Origin of the sequence: Pseudomonas sp. Sample_21 (genome assembly GCF_004307525.1) — a bacterium.
In the GTDB taxonomy this organism is placed as follows: domain Bacteria; phylum Pseudomonadota; class Gammaproteobacteria; order Pseudomonadales; family Pseudomonadaceae; genus Aquipseudomonas; species Aquipseudomonas atacamensis.
On the sequence record NZ_RCNZ01000059.1, the window covers coordinates 79383 to 100201 of the forward strand.

Genomic DNA, 20819 nt, shown 5'->3' on the forward strand with positions numbered 1-20819 from the left:
TATATTCCTTGAAGGTCTATATATAACGTTAAAGATTACTTTCGGTGATAAGCGTGCAAGCCCAATGATTACCCCCATCGATTACGCCGTGGGGGCTTCAAGAATGGCGGGTCGATCGCTTTGGCTAGTAGAACGAAAGAGACCGCAGGGAGTTGAACAATGGGCAATGTCCAGACCGCCGCCAGCGCAGGGGAATTGCTGTGGCGGCACATGCCGAGTGGCGAACTGGTCGATCTTGGCCGGCCGCATCGGGTGCCGTTGGGGCAGTTGCGTTTGCAGCGTGCACCCAAGGGCATTTTGAGTCGGCGCGAAACCCTTTTGCTCGGTGTGCTCGCCTTGGTCGTGCATGGCGCGGTGATTTACTGGGTCAGCCAGAAACCGACGCCGGTGCTGCCGGTGGTACCGCCGGAAATTCCGCCGATGACCATCGAGTTTTCGCATCCGGCTCCGCCCGCGCCGCCGGTTGTTGCGCCGCCACCACCGGCACCGGTGGTCGAGCCGCCACCGCCAGTGGAAGACGAGTTGGCGGTGAAGCCGCCGCCGCCCAAGCCGATCGCCAAACCCAAACCGGTGGTGAAACCGCCGCCCAAACCGGCGCCGAAGGCAGTAGAGCAACCGCCAGCGCCAGCGCCAGCGCCAGCGAAGCCCGCAGCCCCGGTCGCCGCGCCAGCGCCTCCTGCGCCACCGGCACCGGCGCCCGTTACCCCGGCGTCAGCCAACGCTGCGTATCTGAAAAATCCGGCGCCGGAATACCCGTCGCTGGCCCAGCGGCGCGGTTGGGAAGGCACGGTGTTGTTACGAGTGCATGTGTTGGCCAGCGGCAAACCGGGCGAGATTCAGATTGCCAAAAGCAGTGGTCGGCAACAGCTCGACGATGCGGCGCTGAATGCCGTCAAGCGCTGGAGTTTCGTCCCGGCCAAGCAGGGTGATGTCGCCCAGGACGGCTGGGTCAGCGTGCCCATCGATTTCAAGATTCATTAAACCGAAACCAAATTCGCGCGAAATGTTTACACGAGGGAACACATCATGACGTTACTGGCATCTCCACTGGAATCCATCGAAAGCGCGGTGATCTGGCTGCTGGTGGTTTTTTCCGTCGCCACTTGGGGTTTGGCACTGCTCAAGGCTGTGCAGTTCGGTCGTTTGAAAGCGCAGGATCGGCGCTTTCACAAACGTTTCTGGGCGGCGTCGAGCCTGGATGCCGCCGCCGAGTTGAGCGAAACCCAGCCCGGCGCCGCAGCGCGAGTGGCGCAGGCTGGCTATGCAGCGATCCAGGTGGGCGAGGCGCCGCAGGCGAATGATCTGAGCCAGGCGATCAACCATCAGGATCGCCTCGAGCGTGCCTTGCGCCAGCAGATCGTCCGCGAACGGCGTTCGCTGGAAACCGGTCTGGCGGTTGTCGCGAGTATCGGCAGCACCTCGCCGTTCATTGGTCTGTTTGGCACGGTGTGGGGAATCATGGAGGCCTTGAAAGGCATCAGCGCCGCCGGTTCGGCGAGCCTGGAAACCGTGGCCGGGCCGATTGGTGCGGCACTCGTCGCGACCGGCGTGGGTATCGCCGTCGCGGTGCCGGCGGTGCTGGTTTACAACTACTTTCTGCGCCGTCTGAAATTGACCGCGGCGGATCTCGATGACTTCGCCCACGACTTCTACAGCCTGGCGCAGAAGAGCGCGTTCCGCGTGCTGATCCACCCGACCGCACACAAAGTGGCAACGTCGGGCAACGCGGCAAAAGTGAAGGAGGCCTCCTGATATGGCCTTCTCCACGCAAGACACGGATGAGGTGCTCAGCGAAATCAACGTGACGCCGCTGGTAGACGTGATGCTGGTGCTGCTGGTGGTGTTTATCGTCACCGCGCCGCTGCTGACCAACGCGATCCCGATCAACCTGCCGAAGACCGAAGCGGTGGCACCGGTCGAGCAGAAGGATCCGCTGGTGGTGAGCATCGACGGCGCCGGCAAGCTGTTTATCAACAAGGACGAGATTCAGCCCGACTTACTCGAATTCAACCTCAAGTCGGCCAAAGCCAAGGACCCGGAGGTGCGCGTGCAATTGCAGGCCGATGATGGGGTGAATTACGGCGAAGTGGCGCGAGCCATGGCTTCGATCGAACGGGCGGGGATTACCAAGTTGTCGGTGATTACTGCGCGGTAACAGATTTTCGTTTTTCCGGGGCCGTCTCCTTGGCAGGGTGCGGCCCTTTTTTTGCGTTCGGTTTTTGAAAAAGCCCCTCACCCTAGCCCTCTCCCGGAGGGAGAGGGGACTGACCGGGGTGTCTGGCGGCTATACATCGATATGAGAAATCCAATCGAACTCAAGATTTGAAGAACCTGAAGATCGGCTCCCTTTCCCCCCTCGCCCCCTTGGGGGAGAGGGTTGGGGTGAGGGGGAGGAATCTTATGCCCTACACAAATCACATATTCGATACAGGTCTTAATAAATAGCTTCTTATTCCTTAACCAATATAACTCCGCTCCCTATACTCGACCCGGAACAGACACGACGCAGGAGAGCTCCCCATGCGCAACGAATCAATCCGCTACCTGATTGTGCCGGGCTGGCAAGGATCGCCAGAAGATCATTGGCAAAGCCATTGGCAGAACAGCCTGCCAAACAGCGCGCGGGTCGAGCAGGCCGATTGGCTGACGCCGCGCCGTGAGGACTGGGTCGCCGCGCTGGCCGAAGCGATTGCCGCCGACAGCACGCCGGTCATTCTCATCGCTCACAGCCTCGGTTGCATCACCGTTGCCCACTGGGCGGCGACAGCGCCGTTGCAATACCTGCGTCAGGTGCGCGGGGCATTGCTGGTTGCGCCCGCCGATGTCGAGCGTCCAGCCTGTGCGCCGGCACTGCGCAACTTCGCACCGATTCCGACCGATCTTTTGCCGTTTCCCAGTCAGGTCGTCAGCTCCGACAACGACGCCGCCGTCAGTGCGCCGCGCGCATTGGAACTGGCGCGCAACTGGGGCGCGGAGGCGGGGATTCTCGCCGGGGCCGGGCACATCAACGTCAAGTCCGGGCATCAGCGTTGGGAGCAGGGGTTTGCCTATCTGTATCGCCTGCAAAACCGTCTGGAACATCACGCCCGCCGTCGCGCCTGACCTTACTATTCAACGCCCCCGTCGGCTGGCGGTTTTGGGCGGGAGCCTGCCATGAGTTTGGAAACCTTCGGTCAGCCCTTGCTGACCTTTCCCGATGCGGAAAAAAGCCCCCTGAGCATTCGCGCCAAGGCGCTGGTGTTTGTCGACCCGCGTTCGCGGCAATTGCGCGAGGAGTTGGAGCAGCTGGCTCCATGTGCGATTTCAGTGTTGATTCGCGGTGAGACTGGCACCGGTAAAGAGCTGCTCGCCCGGCATATCCACCGCGCCAGTGATCGCAGCGGGCTGTTCGTTTCGGTGAACTGCGGCGCGATCAGCCCGACCTACGCCGACGCCGAACTGTTCGGCTACGCCGCCGGCAGCTACAGCGGTTCGGCCAGCAGCCGCGCCGGCTGGTTCGGTTCGGCCAACGGCGGCACCTTGTACCTGGATGAAATCGGCGATCTGCCGCTGCCAATCCAGATCAAGTTGCTCGCGGCATTGGAAAACCACGAAGTCACCCGCGTCGGTGCGCATCAGCCGAGCCCGGTGGATGTGCGCCTGGTTGCGGCGACCAGCATCGATCTGGCCCAGGCCGTGGACGCCGGAAAATTCCACGAGCGGCTCTATCACTACCTCAGCGAGGGTCATCTGGAGCTGCCGGCGTTGCGCGCGCGCACCGGCGACATCCTCTCGCTGGCCGAGTATTTCCTTGGCATCTACAGCCAGCGTCTCGACTTGCCCGTGCCGCTGATCAGCGAAGCCGCGCAACATGTGCTCGAACAACACAGCTGGCCGGGCAACACTCGCGAACTGGAAAACGTCATCCACTTTGCCCTGCTGGTCAGCACCGGCGACGAAATCCTGCCGGAACATCTGAACCTGCCTGACGCGTCTGCGCCGCAGGTTCAGATCGAACATCTGGTCAGGCAGACCCATATAGGTGGTAGCAGTGCAGAGCGTAAGGCCTTGAAAGACTGGCTGATTCGCTTGAGCGAGGCGGTGTGAGCGTTTTCTTCAACATGAACAAAATGGAATATGAAGCTGAATAAACGTTATTGTCCGGGAATAAAAAATCCGGGTATTGTCCGCCTCACGCCAGCGATATCACTTCACTGGCACACGTATTAAATGCCGTCGTCGATGACGACCGTGATTTTCGATAAGGACACTGCATGAAAAAGGTTCTGTTGTTTACCGCATTGGCGGCTGCTCTGACGGCTTCTTTCGCCAACGCCGGCGAGAAACTGGTAGTTGCCGCAACGCCGGTGCCCCACGCTGAAATCCTTGAGCTGATCAAACCGACCCTGGCCAAAGAGGGCGTGGATCTGGAAATCAAGGTTTTCACCGACTATGTGCAACCGAACGTACAGGTCGGCGAGAAGCGTCTGGACGCCAACTACTTCCAGACCCTGCCGTACCTGAACAGCTTCAACCAGGGTAAATACAAGGATGACAAATCCAAGTACCTGGTGACCGTGCAGGGCGTTCACGTTGAACCGTTCGGTGGCTACTCGAGCAAGTACAAGACCCTGGCTGAACTGCCGGACGGCGCGACCATCGCCATCCCCAACGAAGGCAGCAACAGCGGCCGCGCCCTGATCCTGCTGCAGAAGGCCGGCCTGATTGAACTGAAAGATCCGAAAAACGCTCTGGCAACGCCGAAAGACATCGCCAAGAACCCGCACAACTTCAAGTTCAAGGAACTGGAATCGGCCCTGCTGCCGCGCGTGCTGAAGGAAGTTGATCTGGACATGATCAACACCAACTACGCGCTGGAAGCCAAGCTGAATCCGCAGAAAGACGCGCTGGTGATCGAAGGTGCTGACTCGCCGTACGTGAACTTCCTGGTTGCCCGTGAGGACAACAAGAACAGCGACGCGATCCAGAAACTGGCCAAGGCCCTGACCAGCCCGGAAGTCAAAGCGTTCATCGAGAAGAAGTACAGCGGCGCGGTGTTGCCGGCGTTCTGATCTGACTTGAGTGAATCTGCTTCAGATGCAAAAACGCCGATGGCCTTGATGGTCATCGGCGTTTTTGTGTGTGCGTTAAAAAGCCCCTCACCCTAACCCTCTCCCAGAGGGAGAGGGAACCGATACGGGGATATTCGAGAGATACGCCGACCTGAACGTATCGCTCTGAATCCAGCATCGCTGAAGCCCAGCCAAGCCATAATCGCCAAGATCTTCCAGGTCGATGTACAACGCGAGACACCTCGGTCGGCCCCCTCTCCCTCCGGGAGAGGGCTGGGGTGAGGGGCTTTTGATTTACGCTGTGGTCTTCAACGCCCGTCTCAACGCCACCAGCAATTTCACGATGTCCTGCGGATCCAGCCGCTGCGGCACTTTTACGTCCATGTTGTTCTTCCTTGTGGTGAATGGGCCGGAGAGTCTGGCCAAAAGCTGTGGTTCCTTGGAGGTCTTTCGTGGAAAAAAGATCCGTCCTACAGCGCAAAGAAAAATAGCCGTCTTATTCCTTCCCGGCAAACCCACAGGATAGTTTTTTGGGTGATATCAATATGCTTTAAAGGTATTTAAATTATGGTTTTTATACCTATAAAGTCAGTGCCTGCCGGACGGCCATCCGCCGTCCATGGATTGCATCATCGCCGCTTACCAAGCAGCGTCAGGACGCTTCATGACTTTCGACTACGCCTTTATCCTCAGCACTCTGCCGGCTTTTCTCAAAGCCGTCGGCGTGACTCTGCAGGTCGGTTTGATTGCGATCGCCACTTCGCTGTTGGTGGCGCTGCTCAACGCGACGATTCTGGTGTTTCGCACGCCATACCTGCAAAAACTGGTCGGCCTCTACGTAGAGCTGGCGCGCAACACGCCGTTGCTGATTCAGCTGTTCTTCGTCTACTTCGCGTTGCCGGCGGTGGGGATCCAGGTTTCCGGTTTCACTGCGGCAATCATCACCATGACCTTCCTTGGTGGCGCCTACCTCACCGAAGTGCTGCGCGCCGGCATCGATGCGGTGCCCCAGGCGCAACTGGAATCCGGGCGGTCGATTGGCCTGTCCCACGGCCAGTTGCTGCGCTATGTGATCCTGCCGCAGGCGGGGATCCTCAGCTTGCCGTCGCTGTTCGCCAATTTCATCTTCCTGCTCAAGGAAACCACCGTGGTCTCGGCGGTAGCGGTGCCGGAAATCCTCTACACCACCAAAAGCTACATCGCGCTCTACTACAAAACCTACGAAATGCTCGCCGTGCTGACGCTGATCTGCGTGCTGCTGTTCTTGCCGCTGTCGCTGTTGCTCAGCCGTCTGGAAAGGAGGCTCCAGCATGGCCAGTTCGGGTCTTGAACTGCTGTGGGTGTCGTTGCCGCAACTGGCAAAAGGCGCCGGGCAAACGTTGTCGATCTCGTTTCTGAGCATCGCCATCAGCACGATCGGCGGTGTGCTCTACGGTGTTCTGCGCACTTTGAACGTAACGTGGTTGAACGCGGTTTTGCGTATCTATCTGGAGCTGTTCCGGGCAATTCCGGTGCTGGTCTGGTTGTATCTGCTGTTCTTCGGTCTGCCGATTTTCTTCGGTCTGAGCCTGCCGAGCTTCTGGTGCGCGGTGCTGGTGCTGTCGCTGTGGGGCGCCAGCGAAGTTGGCGAGGTAGCGCGCGGTGCGCTGCATTCGTTGCCGCGCGGACAGCGTGAAGCGGGGCTGTCGATCGGCCTCAATGCGGCCCAACTCTATGGCTACGTGCTGCTGCCGCAAGCGCTCAAGCGCATGACGCCGCCGACCATCAATGTTTATACGCGGATCATCAAGACCAGTTCCCTGGCGGTCCTGATCGGCGTCGTAGATGTGATCAAGGTCGGTCAGCAGATCATCGAGCGCACCTACGAATCGGTACTGATTTACGGTGCGCTGTTCCTGTTTTTCTTTTTCATCTGCTACCCGCTCTCGGCCGCTTCGCGCGTGCTGGAGCGGCGCTGGACGCAAGTATGAGCGCACTGATCGAGTATCACGGGTTCAACAAATTCTATGGCGCGCAGCAGGTGCTCGATGGCATCGACCTGCAAGTGCAGAGCGGCGAAGTGGTGGTCATTCTCGGACCCAGCGGTTGCGGCAAAAGTACTTTGCTGCGGTGCCTCAATGGTCTGGAAGAGGCCCACAGCGGCAGCCTGAAATTCCTCGACCGAGAGCTGTTGGACAAGGCCACTGACTGGCGCGAAATTCGCCAGCAGATCGGCATGGTGTTCCAGAGTTATCACCTGTTCCCGCATAAGAGCGTGCTCGACAATCTGCTGCTCGGCCCGCTCAAGGTGCAGAAGCGTCAGCGTCGCGAAGCGCAGCAGCAGGCCGAAGCCTTGCTTGAGCGTGTCGGCCTGCTGGACAAGCGCGATGCTTTCCCGCGTCAGCTCTCCGGCGGCCAGCAGCAACGCATCGCCATTGTTCGCTCGCTGTGCATGAATCCACGGGTCATGCTCTTCGACGAAGTCACCGCCGCCCTCGACCCGGAAATGGTCAAGGAAGTGCTGCAAGTCATTCAGGGTCTGGCTCGCGAAGGCATGACCCTGCTGATCGTCACTCACGAAATGGCCTTCGCCCGCGCGGTGGCCGACCGCATCGTGTTCATGGATGCCGGGCGCATCCTCGAACAATCCCCCCCCGAGATTTTCTTTACGAACCCGCAAACCGCACGCGCGCAGCAGTTTCTTGAGAAGTTCTCCTTCGTTGCCACATCGCCAGAAACGAATCCGAAAAAGGAACTGGAACTGCTATGAAAACTGCCGCTTTGTTACTGCCCCTGCTCAGCCTCGCCTTGCTTGCCGGTTGCGGTAAGACCGAAGAGCCACCAAAGCCGAAAGTCGCCAGCGAAAGCGCCGCGCCGGCCGGTTATCTGGACAAGATCAAGGCCCGCGACAAATTGATCGTTGGTGTATTTACCGACAAGCCCCCGTGCGGTTTCGTCGATGAGGCCGGGCGCTACGTCGGCTTCGACACCGACATTGGCCGGCGCTTCGCCAAGGATCTGCTCGGCGACGAAAACAAGGTCGAGTTCGTCGCCGTCGAGCCGGCCAGTCGCATTCCATTTTTGCAGAGCGACAAGGTCGACCTGATCCTCGCCAACATGACCGTCACCCCGGAACGCAAGGAAGCGGTGGAATTCACCAACCCGAACCTCAAGGTGGCCGTGCAGGCGCTGGCGCCGCAGGGCAGTTCAGTGAAAAAACTGGATGATCTGGCGACGCGCACCACGATTGTCACCACCGGCACCACCGCGGATATCTGGCTGACCAAGAACCACCCGGACTGGAAACTGCTCAAGTTCGAGAAAAACTCCGAGTCGCTGCAAGCCCTGGCCAATGGTCGTGGCGATGCCTATGCGCAGGACAATCTGGTGCTGTTCAGCTGGGCCAAGCAGAACCCGGGGTATCGCGTGCTCGAGGAAAAGCTCGGAGCCGAGGCGCCGATTGCGCCGGCAGTGAAAAAGGGCAATCTCGAGTTGCGTGATTGGGTCAACAGCGAATTGGCCAAATTGGGCGAGGAGAAGTACCTGCTCAAGCTGTATGACCAATATGTGCGCAAAGAACTGAGTGATGACACCCGGCCCGAGAGTGTGATTGTTGAAGGGGGCAAGTGGCAGGGGTGATTGCCTGTTGATCGTTCCAACGCTCTGCGTGGGAATGCCTCCAGGGACGCTCCGCGTCCAGTGACGCAGAGCGTCACGGGCTGCATTCCCACGCAGAGCGTGGGAACGATCGAATGGGCTAGTCTGGCCAATGCCACGCCGGCTCATCCAGCACCCGCTGCCCGACAATCCCGGTCTGTCCCAGCGTCTTCTCCAGCACGATGCAATTGCATTCCGGGTCTTCCTGCAACGCCGAGATCAGTCGCCGTGCATGTGACACCACCCACACCTGACACTGCTCCGAAGCGCGAATGATCAGCCTTGCCAGCGCCGGCAGCAGGTCCGGGTGCAGGCTGGTTTCCGGTTCGTTGAGCACCATTAGTGTCGGCGGTCGCGGTGTCAGCAACGCCGCAACCAGCAGCAGATAGCGCAAGGTTCCGTCTGACAATTCCGCCGCCGACAATGGCCGCAACAAGCCTTCCTGATAAAACTCGATAGCGAAGCGTCCACCGGCCAACGGCGCGATTTTCAGTCGCGCGCCGGGAAACGCATCGCTGATCGCCGCTGTTAACGCCTGCGGATCGCCAATCTCGATAATCGTCTGCAAGGCCGCCGCCAGATCGCGGCCGTCGTGGTGCAGCACCGGCGTGCGAGTGCCCAGTTGCGGCTGACGCACCGGCGCGTCGGCATCGCTGCGAAAGTGATCATAAAAGCGCCAGCGGCGGATGAATTCGCGCATCTGGAATACTTCTGGCGAGCTGCGCAGATTGCCGACCTGGTCGAACAGGCTGTCGAAGTTCGGCGTGTGTTGCGCCAGCACATCCCAGGCGCGACCTTCGCGGGCGCGGATCATCGGACCGTTGCGATCGACCAGCAGGCTCGCCGGGCGAAACACCGGGCCGGCCCAGATGCACTCACGCTTGATCTCCGGGTCGAGGGCAAAGCATGAAGTGCTTGGCTCCGGCAGGCCCAGGCCGATGGCGTAGCTGAAATCCTCGCCGGCGAATCCCAGTCGCAACCTTTTCACGCCGTGGCGCACCGTCGGCTCGATCGCTACCTCACCGTTGCGCATGCGTCGACTGATGGTTTCCGGTCCGGCCCAGAACGTCGAGTCCAGCCCGCCTTCACGCGCCAGCGCATTGACCACGCCGCCCTGGGCGGTTTCCGCCAGCAGGCGCAAGGCGCGATAGAGGTTGGACTTGCCGCTGCCGTTGGGCCCGGTAATCAGGTTCAGGCGCCCGAGCGGAATCACCAGTTTGTTGATCGAGCGGTAATTGGCCACCGCCAGGGTGTTGAGCATGAAATCCTTCTCCGGGTCACTGCGATACGCGGGCAGCATACCTTTAATGAGATAAATCTGGTGTTGGCGCCCGCAACCGTGGAACCCTGTTCTAAGCTCTGAAGTCGTATCGTCTCGACAGCAGCATTTAAGGCCAAGGAGTGTGCATGGCGGGTCCCGGATTGAAAGTGCTGATGGCCGTGAGCGCCATGGCGTTGCTCACCGCATGCGGCGACAAGAAACCTGCTCAGGAATACTTGCCACGGGTCTTTGTGCAAGAGGTCGAACCGGCCAACTACGCCGCCGCGGTGACCCTCACCGGTGATGTGCAGGCGCGGGTGCAGACCCAGTTGTCATTCCGCGTCGGCGGCAAGATCATCCAGCGCATGGTCGATGTCGGCGACCGCGTCACGGCCAAGCAGGTGCTGGCCAAACTTGATCCGAAAGATCTGCAGACCAACGTCGATTCCGCTCAGGCCCAGGTCGTCGCCGAACAGGCCCGCGTGAAGCAAGCGGCAGCCGCTTTCGTGCGTCAGCAAAAACTCCTGCCCAAGGGCTACACCAGCCAGAGCGAATACGATTCGGCACAAGCCGCGCTGCGCAGCAGTCAGAGCGCATTGAGCGCGGCGCAGGCGCAGCTGGCCAACGCCAAGGACCAGCTCAGCTACACCGCACTGATCGCCGATGCACCCGGGGTGATCACCGAGCGCCAGGCCGAAGTCGGCCAAGTGGTGCAGGCCACCGCGCCGATTTTCAGCCTCGCCCGCGATGGCGACCGCGACGCGGTGTTCAATGTCTACGAATCGCTGCTGGCCGAGCGGCCGTCCGATCGCTCGATCGTGGTCAGCCTGCTCGACAACCCCGAGATCAAAACCACCGGTACCGTGCGTGAGATCACGCCATCGGTGTCGGCGCAATCGGGCACCGTGCAGGTCAAGGTCAGCCTCGACAAGCTGCCGCCGGGCATGCAGCTCGGTTCGGTGGTCAGTGCCACCGCCAAGGGCACCGGCAAATCGGCGGTGGAACTGCCCTGGTCGGCGCTGACGAAAAACATCAGCGACCCGGCGGTATGGCTGGTCGATGACAAGGGTGAAGCGCAACTGCACACGGTCACGGTCGGCCGTTACCTGACCGGCAAAGTGATCATCAGCGAAGGCCTCAAGGGCGGCGAGAAAGTCATTGTCGCCGGCGGGCAACTGTTGCACCCCGGCATGAAAGTCGAGATTGCCGAAAACACCTACAAGGATCTGCAACCGGGAGCGCAGCCATGAAGCGCTTCGGCCTGTTGTGCATGGCGTTGCTGCTGGGCGCCTGCTCGGAAAAGGAAACCCCGCCGGAACCGGTACGTCCGGTGCTGTCGGTCACGGTCAAAGCCCTCAACGAAGAAAGCCTCGGACGCTTTGCCGGCAGCATTCAGGCGCGTTATGAGAGCAACACCGGTTTCCGCGTCGGTGGGCGCATCGCCAGCCGCAACGTCGATGTCGGCGCCGAGGTGCAGAAGGGCACCTTGCTCGCCACTCTCGACCCATCCGACCAGCAGAACCAGTTACGTTCGGCGCAGGGCGATCTGGCGAGAATCCAGGCGCAACTGATCAACGCCCAGGCCAATGCACGTCGTCAGCAAGCGCTGTTCGATCGCGGCGTCGGTGCGCAGGCGCAACTGGACGTCGCCAATACCGATCTGAAAACCACTCAGGCCTCGCTTGATCAGGCTCGGGCGGCGGTCAGCCAGAGCAAGGATCAACTGAGCTACACCGAGCTGCGCTCCGATCACAAAGCCGTGGTCACCGCGTGGAACGCCGAAGCCGGGCAAGTGGTAACTGCCGGGCAACAAGTGGTGACGCTGGCACAACCGGACATCAAGGAAGCGGTGATCGACCTGCCCGATACCCTGGTCGATCAGTTGCCCAGCGACGTGGTGTTCTCGGTGGCTGCGCAGCTCGACCCGAGCATCAACACCACGGCGATCATCCGCGAGATCGAGCCCCAGGCACAAAGCGCCACGCGCACCCGCCGCGCACGCCTGACCCTGTCGGAAACGCCGGACGGTTTCCGCCTCGGCACCGCGATCAGCGTGACCCTCAGCTCGGCGATCAAGCCGCGCATCGAACTGCCGCTGACGGCGTTGCAGGAAGCAGACGGTAAAACCCGCATCTGGGTGATCGACACGCAGGACAAAACCGTCAACCCGCGCGACGTCAGCGTGGTCAGCCGTGGCGACAACAGCGTGGTGCTGGCCGGTGGCGTGCAGAATGGCGAGCGCGTGGTCAGCGCCGGCGTCAACAGTCTCAAACCCGGACAATCGGTAAAACTTGACGAGGACAGTCAATGAAAGGCTCTTTCAACCTCTCCGAATGGGCCCTCAAGCACCAGTCTTTCGTGTGGTACCTGATGTTCGTCGGGCTGCTGATGGGGGTGTTCTCGTACTTCAATCTCGGCCGCGAAGAAGACCCGTCCTTCACCATCAAGACCATGGTGATCCAGACCAAATGGCCCGGCGCGACCCAGGAAGAAACCCTCAAGCAGGTCACCGACCGCATCGAGAAAAAACTCGAAGAGCTCGATTCTCTCGACTATGTGAAAAGCTACACCCGCCCCGGCGAATCGACGGTGTACGTGTACCTGCGCGACACCACCAGCGCTGAGGACATCCCGCAAATCTGGTACCAGGTGCGCAAGAAGATCGACGACATTCGCGGCCAGTTTCCCCAGGGCATTCAGGGGCCGGGGTTCAACGATGAGTTCGGTGACGTGTACGGCTCGGTCTACGCCTTCACCGCCGACGGCCTGACCATGCGCCAGTTGCGCGATTACGTGGAACAGGCGCGCGCCGAAATTCGCAGCGTGCCGGGGCTGGGCAAGATCGAAATGGTCGGCCAGCAGGACGAAACGATTTACCTGAACTTCTCCACGCGCAAACTCGCCGCACTGGGTATCGACCAGCGCCAAGTGGTGCAGAGCCTGCAATCGCAGAACGCAGTGACTCCGGCCGGGGTGATCGAGGCGGGGCCGGAGCGGATCTCCGTGCGCACCTCGGGCCAGTTCGAGTCGGAGAAGGATCTGGCCGAGGTCAATCTCAAACTCAACGATCGCTTCTATCGTCTGGCCGACATCGCCGAGATCAGCCGTGGCTACGTCGATCCGGCGACACCGGAATTCCGCTTCGACGGAAAACCGGCGATCGGCCTGGCGATTGCCATGCAGAAGGGCGGCAACGTTCAGGAATTCGGTAAGGCGCTGCACGAGCGCATCGACCAGCTCACCGCTGACTTGCCGGTCGGCGTCGGCGTGCACACCGTTTCCGATCAGGCGGTGGTGGTGGAAGAGGCCGTCGGCGGTTTCACCAGCGCGCTGTTCGAAGCGGTCATCATCGTGCTGGTGGTGAGTTTCATCAGCCTCGGCGTGCGCGCCGGTCTGGTGGTGGCCTGCTCGATTCCGCTGGTGCTGGCCATGGTCTTCGTGTTCATGGAATACAGCGGCATCACTATGCAGCGGATTTCCCTCGGCGCGCTGATCATCGCCCTCGGCCTGCTGGTGGACGATGCGATGATCACCGTGGAGATGATGGTTACGCGGCTGGAAATGGGCGAGAGCAAGGAGCAGGCGGCGACGTTCGCCTACACCTCGACCGCATTCCCGATGCTTACCGGTACGCTGGTGACTGTCGCCGGTTTCGTGCCCATCGGCCTCAACGCCAGTTCGGCGGGTGAATATACCTTCACACTGTTCGCGGTGATCGCGGTGGCGATGATCGTGTCGTGGGTGGTCGCGGTGTTCTTCGCGCCGGTGATCGGCGTGCACATTCTCAGCGACAAGGTGAAGGCCCACGATGCCGAGCCGGGTCGCGTCGGTCGCGCCTTCAACGGTGGTCTGTTGTGGGCCATGCGCAATCGTTGGTGGGCGATCGGCGTCACCGTGCTGTTGTTCGTGCTGGCGGTGTTCTGCATGCGCTTCGTGCAGAACCAGTTCTTCCCCGCTTCCGACCGCCCGGAAATTCTCGTCGACCTGAACCTGCCGCAAAACGCCTCGATCGACGAAACCCGCAAAGCGGTGGACAAGCTCGAAGCGACGCTCAAGGGCGACCCGGACATCGTGCGCTGGAGCACTTACATCGGTCAGGGCGCGATCCGTTTCTACCTGCCCCTTGATCAGCAATTGCAGAACCCGTACTACGCGCAGCTGGTGATCGTCAGCAAGGACTTCGAAGCCCGCGAGGCACTCAGCCAGCGCTTGCGTGAGCGGCTGCACAAAGACTTCGTCGGCATCGGCAGCTACGTGCAGGCTCTGGAAATGGGCCCGCCGGTGGGGCGTCCGATTCAGTATCGAGTCAGCGGCAAAGATGTCGATCAGGTGCGCAAACATGCCATCGACCTGGCCACTGAACTGGACAAGAACCCGCACATCGGCGAGATCATCTACGACTGGAACGAGCCGGGCAAAGTCCTGCGCATCGACATCGCCCAGGACAAGGCGCGGCAACTCGGGCTGTCCTCAGAAGATGTGGCCAACCTGATGAACAGCATTGTCAGCGGCTCGCCGTTGACCCAGGTCAATGACGACATCTACCTGATCAACGTGGTCGGTCGCGCTGTGGATTCCGAACGCGGCACGCCGGAAACCCTGCAGAACCTGCAGATCGTCACGCCGAGCGGCACCTCGATTCCGCTGCTGGCGTTCGCCACCGTGCGCTATGAACTGGAACAACCGCTAGTCTGGCGTCGCGACCGCTTGCCGACCATCACCATCAAGGCCTCGGTGCGCGACGAGATTCAGCCGACCGATCTGGTGAAACTGCTCAAGCCGTCGATCGATGCTTTTGCCTCGAAACTGCCGGTCGGCTACAAAGTCGCTACCGGCGGTACGGTCGAGGAAAGCGGCAAGGCCCAGGGGCCGATTGCCAAGGTGCTGCCGCTGATGCTGTTCCTCATGGCGACGTTCCTGATGATCCAATTGCACAGCGTGCAGAAGATGTTCCTGGTCGCCAGTGTCGCGCCGCTGGGGTTGATTGGTGTGGTCCTGGCGCTGGTGCCGACCGGCACGCCGATGGGCTTCGTGGCGATCCTCGGGATTCTCGCGCTGATCGGCATCATCATCCGCAACTCGGTGATTCTGGTGACGCAGATCGATGAGTTCGAGCAGAAAGGCTATGCGCCGTGGGACGCCGTGGTCGAAGCCACCGAACACCGGCGCCGGCCGATCCTGCTGACCGCAGCGGCAGCGAGCATGGGCATGATCCCGATCGCCCGCGAAGTGTTCTGGGGGCCGATGGCTTACGCAATGATTGGTGGCATCGTCGTGGCGACGCTGCTGACGCTGTTGTTTCTGCCGGCGCTGTATGTGGCCTGGTACAAGATTCGCGAACCGCAGAAGGATGAAAAGCCGGCGCAGTGAGCTAGCCCCTGCGATCTTTGGGAAAGGTCTGACTTACAGGGTGAGCGGACTGCGCTAACGTCCCTTCTTCATTCGAAGAGGGACGTGCCATGTCGACTGTTTCCGGCTGGTTACGCGGATGGTTGCTGCTCGCTGGCTTGAGCCTGTCGCCGGCAGTACTGGCCGAAGTGCTGCTGGAAAACCAGCTTTGGCGGGTGCAGGTCGATCCTGCGACGCTGGCGGTGCGCGTTGAAGCTGCCGGCGCTGCGCCGGTGCAGGCCTCGGCCGGTGTGCTGCGGCACAAGGTCAGCGACATGGTCAGGCGCGGCAATCGCATCGATTGGCAATGGGACGATGGGCGCTGGTTGCTCAGTGTTGACCTGAATCAGCGTGACCTGACGTTTTCGATTACGGCTAGCTCGCCCTCGCAGATCGAGTTTATTCATCAGCCCGCCAGTGCAATGGGCCAGGCGCTGATCTGGCCGCTTGCCGAGGGGCGCTACGTGTCGCGCGGTGACCGGGTGTGGCAGAACTTCCTGCTCGCGCAGGGCGCGCTCGATACCACCCAGGACTTGAGCCTGCCGCTTTGGGGAATGGAGTACGAGAATTTCAGCCTGCACTGGCTGCTGACCAATCCTTACAACAACCAACTGCGCTTCAAGACCAGTGGTGATGCACTGGGGCTGTCGGCCCGGCATCGATTCACATCGCTTGAACCCTCAAAACCGCTGACCTTCAGCCTGTTTCTCGGCGATGTCGATCCCTTGGCCGGGGCCAAGCGCTACAAGCAGTGGCTCATTGAAAGCGATCAATATGAAACCTTGGCGAACAAGCTGATCAAGACCCCGCAAGCCGCCAAGCTGATCGGTGCCGCGCATGTCTATCTATGGGGCAACGACCTGCTCGGCCCTGACGATGTGCGCAACTGGCCGCTGCTGATTGCCCGGTTGCGCGGCTCGGGTGTGCTGGTCAGTGAACTTCGGGCAGCGATGGATCCTGAAGCGCTGCGGTTGCTCGCCAGCGAGACCGTACTCAATCGCTATCAACAGACTGTGATGCTGCGCAGTCTCAATCGCGCGCTGAACGTTCAGGCGCGCAAAACCTGGCAGGCGCGTGCGGTGCCGGACATGCAGGCGCTGGCCAACGGGTACGCTGAGGTGCGCGAGCAGCTGGCCGATGTTCTGAAGGGTACGCTGGCGCCTGATCCTTCGCGCTGGGGGCGCACCTTGTCGCGACGAACCACTGAACGCTTGCAGAGCGCTGGACTTTCGCGTTTATGGCTTGGGCTCGGCGAGGGCTGGGAAGGTGGACTCTGGCACCCGGAGGCGGTGCGCGCCGCCGTCTCTGCGGGGTATCTGATTGCCCCCTATGACTCCTATGAAACCGCGCTGCGCGAGGACGAAAATCCGGACTGGACCACCGCGCACCTCGGCCATCGGGCCAATACCGAGTGTGCGATCGTGGAGCAAAACGGTGCGCTGAAAAGCGGGTTTCAGCAGTCCGGTCACTATACCGATCCGCGATGTGTGCGACCGTTGCTTGAGCGGCGCATCGATGCAATCCAGAAGGTTGCCGGCTTCAACAGCTGGTTTCTCGATGCCTATGCAGCTGGGATGCTCTTCGACAGTTATCGTCCCGGCGCACCGATGACCCAGGCGCAGAATGCCGCGGGCAATGTTGCAGCATCGCGTTGGATCAACGAAGTGTTGCAGCTGCCGAGCGGCTCCGAAGATGGCAATGCCGCCACCGCTCAGGGGGTCTTGTTCGCACATGGCATGCAGACGCCAGTGATCGGTTGGGGCGATCGCGACATGCATCAGCCGGGCACAGCGGACTTTTTCGTCGGCCAATGGTACCCAACGGAGCAGCCAGCGGTGTTCTTCAAACCGACCCGGTTGAAGGCTGACTACCGACGCGTTCATTTCGCCCCCGTCAGCCGTTTACCGTTGTATCAGGCGGTGTTCCACGGCTCTGTCATCACCAGTCATCACTGGTTGTTCGATAACCTGAAACTGAGCGACGTGCGGGTGGAAAACGAGCTCACCCAGTTGCTCTACAACGTACCGCCGCTGTACCACCTGAGTGCGGCCAGCCTTGATCAGCGCTTGCCGTTGATCGTGCGTCAGGATCGATTCTTTCGTCCGCTGCACGAACGTCTGGCGACGCAAGCGCTGACCGCTTTTGACTGGTTGAGCGAGGATCGCCTGGTCCAGCAGACGACGTTTGCCGACGGCACGCGACTGCTGGCCAATTTCGACGCTGCTCCACGCAACTGGCAGGGCCGGACGTTACCGGGACACAGCATGACTGCACTGTTAGCGGACGGCAGCGACAGCCAGTATCAGGTACAAGCGGCGCCCTGATTCAGACTTTGCGCCACACGCTCGCCAGCCACGGCTGCTGTTCGCGCGGCAAGCCCGCAGGCCGGTAATAATGCTCCAGCTCGACAAACCCCGCCGCCGTCAGCAACCCGCGCCAGGCTTCGAGATCGTGATACGAGCCATAGCGCGGCCCGTTCCAGCCCTCTTGGTTGTCGCCACGCGGATTGGAACTGAACAGCGCGCCACCCGGTTTCAAGGTGCCGTGCAGTTGCCGTAGCACTTGCGGCAACACCTGCAACGGCACATGAAACAGCACAGCATTGGCGAAGATGCCGTCGAAGCGCTCGGCCGGCAGATCAAGCTTGAGAAAGTCCTGCTGCCAGACTTCGCAACCGCTGTCCTGGCGGGCCATGCGCGCGAATTCCTGTGAGCCATCAAGGCCGATCGCGACGTGGCCCATGCGCGTGAAGGTTTGCAAATCCCGGCCCGGACCGCAGCCGAAATCGAGAATCGAGAAGGGTGCTTCACCTTGAATGTGGCGCAGCAAGGCCTCGATGTTCTGGCTGACATCGTGGTCGCGCGTGCCTTCGCGGAAATCCTCAGCCACCGAGTTGTAGTGACCGAGGGTAGTGGCGGTGATCTGTTCGAGGTCGCTGGGCGTTTGCTTCATGATCGATGCTGTATTGGCGGTGTGAGGGCGGACTATAAGCTTTTTCACCGGCAAAAAGACGCCGCCTGCGCTGGGTCCAGTGCAGGCGGCAATGGGTGCCAGGCTTCAGTGCTGCTTGGCTCCCAGACAATCGATCGAGCGGTCCATCATCGCCTTGGCCATTTCCAGCAGATGCCAGACCGAGAACACCATGGCCCGATCCGCGCCCCCGAGCTGGTCACCGCATTGATGGACGGTCACCGAAGCGCAGCGCAGCAGATCGGCAACATACAGTTGGGCGTCCTCCAGCGTCACATCTTCGCTGATGCTGTAGACGCGTTTCTGTCCAGCCAACGTGACCTGATTGCCGGCCAGATGTGAGTCGACGGCGCGGCACAGTGCAGAGCGATCCTTGAGCAAATCCTCGGTGAACCGCTTGCTTGAGGTAAGGCTGAGTGGCGGATCGGCAAGTTTCTTTTCCATGGGTAAACTCCTGACTTCAAGTGGGAGCCAACCATTTCGCGACTAAACGAGCAGGACGGCGGCTGCACGCGGATCAGTTGCCGGCCGGACAACTGAATCCAGTCACCGCAAAACAGTGACGACCGGAGATTAGCTACAGGATATTTCGGGTACAAGCGGGCAAATTATTCTAGGAATCGTCCTGCAAACCCGCGTGCTTCGGGCTGGCGAAACGACAAAAGTGGTGTAGGAAGCATCTGATTTTTGCGAAGGGCGTTGCCCAAAATACTGCGATCACATGGGCCTGGTTGATGGCCACCTGCCGCCATCGACCTTAGCGCTTATTCAGCCCCCGCGCCAGCCTGTCGCCACCCAACTGAATCACCGCCACCAGCGCCACCAGCAAGACGATCACCGTCAACATGATCTGGCTATCGAAGCGCTGATAGCCGTAACGATAGGCGATATCCCCCAGCCCGCCCGCACCAATCGCGCCAGCCATGGCCGATGAGTTGATCATCGTCACCAGGGTGATGGTGAAACCGCCGACAATCCCCGGCAGCGCCTCGGGCAGCAGCACATGCCAGACGATGTGCCAGCGCCGGCAACCCATGGCCTGCGCGGCTTCGATCAGACCATGATCGACCTCGCGCAGACTCACTTCGGCGATCCGCGCGAAGAACGGCGTTGCGGCGATTGTCAGCGGCACCACAGCGGCCCACACGCCATAGGTGGTGCCGACGATCAGGCGGGTGAATGGAATCAGCGCGACCATCAGGATCAGGAACGGGATCGAGCGGAACAGATTGACGAAGGCGCCCAGCGCACGGTTCAACAGTGGCGCCTCATAGATCCCGCCCTTGTCGCTGGTGACCAGAATCACCGCCATGGGAATCCCCACCAGCAGCGCGATCAGCGACGACACGCCGACCATCAAAAAGGTGTCGATGAAACCCTGCAGCAAGCGATCAAACCACATAGCCCAATACCTCCACTCGTTGCGCCCATTGCCCGGCGCGTTCGCGCAATTGCTCGGCGCTGAACGCCGAACCGCTGACGGCCAGTAAAAGCTGCCCCAGCGCGTGTCCCTGAATTCGTTCGACGCCGCCCTGAAGCAGCTTCACTCGCCCACCCAATGCCGCAAACAACGCGGCCAGATCCGGCTCATCAGCGGCACTGCCGGTGAACTGCAAACGCAACACCACCGCTGCATTTGAAGCCGTTGATTGCGTCAGCAAACGACTCTGCAGTTCTTCCGGCAAGGCGTGTTGCAGCGGTGCGAGCAAGGTCTGGCTGACTGCGTGTTGCGGATTGCCGAACACTTGCCACACCGGGCCTTGTTCGACCACATGGCCGTGCTCGAGCACGACAACGCGGTCGCATATCTCGCGAATCACCGCCATCTCATGAGTGATCAGCACAATGGTCAGGCCCAGGCGTTTGTTGATCTCGCGCAGCAGGCCGAGGATCGACTGCGTGGTCTCCGGATCCAGCGCCGATGTCGCCTCATCGCAGAGCAGAATGTCCGGGTCATGCACCAGCGCACGGGCGATGCCGACACGCTGTTTCTGCCCGCCTGAGAGTTGCGCCGGGTACGCCTTGTGCTTGCTGTGCAGGCCGACCAGTTCGAGCAGTTCGCGAACCTTGTTGTCGCGCTGCTCCTTCGGCACGCCGGCGACTTTCAGCGGCAACTCGACGTTCTGCCAGACGGTCTTGGCCGACATCAGATTGAAGTGCTGGAAGATCATGCCGATGCGCCGGCGCAGGGCGACGAGGCGGTCTTCATCGAACTCGCCGATATCCACCTGATCGATCAACACCCGTCCTGAAGTCGGCTGTTCGAGACGATTGATCGTGCGAATCAGCGACGACTTGCCGGCGCCGCTACGGCCGATGATGCCGAACACTTCGCCGCGTTGAATCGCCAGGTCGATGCCCTGCAAGGCCGCGACCGGACCTTGTCGGCCGTTGTAGGTTTTGCCCACGCCAATAAAGCGTACGTGGGCGCGATTCAACTCGGGATGCAGCTCGGTTTTTTCAGCATTGTGTGGCTCTGGAAGCTCCAGTCGCCGTTGGATCGCTGCGGTCAT

At 60.8% G+C, this 20819-nt stretch carries 19 protein-coding genes; 14 read left to right on the top strand and 5 right to left on the bottom strand.

Annotated features, from left to right (window positions below):
• The first annotated feature begins 159 nt into the window (after nucleotides 1-159).
• The 10 genes from D8U71_RS08460 (at nucleotide 160) to D8U71_RS08505 (ending at nucleotide 8669) form a co-directional block, all read left to right on the top strand.
• On the top strand, nucleotides 160-981 hold the full coding sequence (locus D8U71_RS08460; protein ID WP_130887585.1) for an energy transducer TonB: 822 nt from the start codon (nucleotides 160-162) through the stop codon (nucleotides 979-981).
• A gap of 45 nt (nucleotides 982-1026) precedes the next feature.
• Nucleotides 1027-1752, top strand: a complete 726-nt coding sequence (locus tag D8U71_RS08465; RefSeq protein ID WP_041477454.1) for a MotA/TolQ/ExbB proton channel family protein — start codon at nucleotides 1027-1029, stop codon at nucleotides 1750-1752.
• A gap of 1 nt (nucleotide 1753) precedes the next feature.
• Entirely contained in the window at nucleotides 1754-2155 is a 402-nt protein-coding gene (locus tag D8U71_RS08470) for a biopolymer transporter ExbD (RefSeq protein ID WP_007972930.1), read from the top strand.
• A 365-nt stretch (nucleotides 2156-2520) separates the two neighbouring features.
• Complete coding sequence (locus tag D8U71_RS08475; protein ID WP_007918704.1) at nucleotides 2521-3102, top strand: alpha/beta hydrolase; 582 nt, start codon at nucleotides 2521-2523, stop codon at nucleotides 3100-3102.
• Between the two features lie 51 nt (nucleotides 3103-3153).
• A complete protein-coding gene (locus D8U71_RS08480; RefSeq protein ID WP_130887586.1) occupies nucleotides 3154-4086 on the top strand; it encodes a sigma 54-interacting transcriptional regulator in 933 nt (310 codons plus the stop codon).
• A 167-nt stretch (nucleotides 4087-4253) separates the two neighbouring features.
• Nucleotides 4254-5051 (top strand): MetQ/NlpA family ABC transporter substrate-binding protein, encoded by a 798-nt coding sequence (locus D8U71_RS08485; RefSeq protein WP_016772222.1) that lies wholly within the window; start codon nucleotides 4254-4256, stop codon nucleotides 5049-5051.
• Nucleotides 5052-5715: 664 nt separating this feature from the next.
• Nucleotides 5716-6381, top strand: coding sequence for an amino acid ABC transporter permease (locus D8U71_RS08490; RefSeq protein ID WP_016772220.1), 666 nt, complete (start codon nucleotides 5716-5718; stop codon nucleotides 6379-6381).
• Nucleotides 6362-7021 (top strand): amino acid ABC transporter permease, encoded by a 660-nt coding sequence (locus D8U71_RS08495; protein WP_130887587.1) that lies wholly within the window; start codon nucleotides 6362-6364, stop codon nucleotides 7019-7021. Before D8U71_RS08490 ends, D8U71_RS08495 begins: the two co-directional genes overlap by 20 nt.
• On the top strand, nucleotides 7018-7800 hold the full coding sequence (locus D8U71_RS08500; protein WP_130887588.1) for an amino acid ABC transporter ATP-binding protein: 783 nt from the start codon (nucleotides 7018-7020) through the stop codon (nucleotides 7798-7800). The genes D8U71_RS08495 and D8U71_RS08500 overlap by 4 nt, the downstream gene beginning before the upstream one ends.
• Nucleotides 7797-8669, top strand: coding sequence for a transporter substrate-binding domain-containing protein (locus D8U71_RS08505; RefSeq protein WP_130887589.1), 873 nt, complete (start codon nucleotides 7797-7799; stop codon nucleotides 8667-8669). Before D8U71_RS08500 ends, D8U71_RS08505 begins: the two co-directional genes overlap by 4 nt.
• Nucleotides 8670-8787: 118 nt before the next feature.
• Here the strand turns inward: D8U71_RS08505 and D8U71_RS08510 are convergent, their stop codons facing one another.
• Nucleotides 8788-9948 carry an AAA family ATPase gene (locus D8U71_RS08510; protein WP_016772216.1) on the bottom strand — a complete coding sequence of 387 codons (1161 nt, stop codon included), beginning with the start codon at nucleotides 9946-9948 and terminating at the stop codon, nucleotides 8788-8790.
• 146 nt (nucleotides 9949-10094) lie between these two features.
• Between D8U71_RS08510 and D8U71_RS08515 the strand changes: the two genes are divergently transcribed.
• The 4 genes from D8U71_RS08515 to D8U71_RS08530 all read left to right on the top strand — a co-directional run bounded on the left by D8U71_RS08515 (nucleotide 10095) and on the right by D8U71_RS08530 (nucleotide 17660).
• Nucleotides 10095-11198 (top strand): efflux RND transporter periplasmic adaptor subunit, encoded by a 1104-nt coding sequence (locus tag D8U71_RS08515; protein ID WP_024011162.1) that lies wholly within the window; start codon nucleotides 10095-10097, stop codon nucleotides 11196-11198.
• On the top strand, nucleotides 11195-12259 hold the full coding sequence (locus D8U71_RS08520) for an efflux RND transporter periplasmic adaptor subunit (protein WP_130887590.1): 1065 nt from the start codon (nucleotides 11195-11197) through the stop codon (nucleotides 12257-12259). The genes D8U71_RS08515 and D8U71_RS08520 overlap by 4 nt, the downstream gene beginning before the upstream one ends.
• Entirely contained in the window at nucleotides 12256-15318 is a 3063-nt protein-coding gene (locus D8U71_RS08525; protein WP_016772213.1) for an efflux RND transporter permease subunit, read from the top strand. The genes D8U71_RS08520 and D8U71_RS08525 overlap by 4 nt, the downstream gene beginning before the upstream one ends.
• A gap of 89 nt (nucleotides 15319-15407) precedes the next feature.
• Nucleotides 15408-17660, top strand: a complete 2253-nt coding sequence (locus D8U71_RS08530; protein WP_130887591.1) for a glycoside hydrolase — start codon at nucleotides 15408-15410, stop codon at nucleotides 17658-17660.
• Nucleotide 17661: 1 nt separating this feature from the next.
• On the opposite strand, the gene D8U71_RS08535 is transcribed toward D8U71_RS08530, so the two are convergent.
• The 4 genes from D8U71_RS08535 to D8U71_RS08550 all read right to left on the bottom strand — a co-directional run bounded on the left by D8U71_RS08535 (nucleotide 17662) and on the right by D8U71_RS08550 (nucleotide 20819).
• A complete protein-coding gene (locus D8U71_RS08535; protein WP_130887592.1) occupies nucleotides 17662-18288 on the bottom strand; it encodes a class I SAM-dependent methyltransferase in 627 nt (208 codons plus the stop codon).
• A gap of 105 nt (nucleotides 18289-18393) precedes the next feature.
• A complete protein-coding gene (locus D8U71_RS08540; protein WP_016772210.1) occupies nucleotides 18394-18750 on the bottom strand; it encodes a hypothetical protein in 357 nt (118 codons plus the stop codon).
• 313 nt (nucleotides 18751-19063) lie between these two features.
• On the bottom strand, nucleotides 19064-19708 hold the full coding sequence (locus D8U71_RS08545) for a methionine ABC transporter permease (RefSeq protein WP_039756400.1): 645 nt from the start codon (nucleotides 19706-19708) through the stop codon (nucleotides 19064-19066).
• Nucleotides 19698-20819: an ATP-binding cassette domain-containing protein gene (locus D8U71_RS08550; protein WP_130887593.1), complete on the bottom strand. Its 1122-nt coding sequence runs from the start codon at nucleotides 20817-20819 to the stop codon at nucleotides 19698-19700. The genes D8U71_RS08545 and D8U71_RS08550 overlap by 11 nt, the downstream gene beginning before the upstream one ends.